The 531-nt window shown below is 55.7% G+C and carries 1 protein-coding gene; it reads right to left on the bottom strand.

The window, feature by feature from the left end; translation table 11 throughout:
* The coding region (locus AB4Z23_RS28140; protein WP_441361264.1) for an SDR family oxidoreductase at positions 1 to 531 on the bottom strand (531 nt) is incomplete at both ends.

Raw genomic sequence — 531 nt, 5'->3', positions numbered from 1 at the left:
TCCAGAGGCATAGCATGCTCGTCGATTTCATCGCCGAACAACGTCGTTTGTACACCAGGCGGCGCCAGTTCAACCACGCGTACGGAGGTGTTGGCGAGTTGCACGCGCAAACCTTCGGTGAACGAATGAACCGCTGCCTTGGTGGCGCTATATGTCATCGCTATGGGGAATGGAACAAATGCCAATGCGGAGCTGACATTGATGAGGACACTGTCTTTCTGTTTCGCAAGTTGCGGCAAGAAAGCGTAGCTCATCCGAATGGTGCCTAAGAGGTTGATCGCGACGGTCTCTTCCGCAGCCATAAGTGAATCGGCAGCCATCGCATCTTCGCGCAGCATGATGCCCGCGTTGTTAATCACGACATTCAGGTCGGGATAACGCGCGGCTAATAACTCACTTGCCCGGGCAACGGACGTAGCATCGGCTACATCGAGCTCAATAGCCTCGATGCCCGGATGATTGGCCGCGATCTGCTCCAGCAACGCTTTGCGCCGCCCTGCGACGACAACCTTGTTGCCCGCCTCATGAAAT

Origin of the sequence: Agrobacterium sp. MCAB5 (assembly GCF_052114365.1) — a bacterium.
Classification (GTDB): domain Bacteria; phylum Pseudomonadota; class Alphaproteobacteria; order Rhizobiales; family Rhizobiaceae; genus Agrobacterium; species Agrobacterium tumefaciens.
Note: the sequence above shows the minus strand (reverse complement) of the source record. Positions and strands in the feature narration are given on the sequence as shown.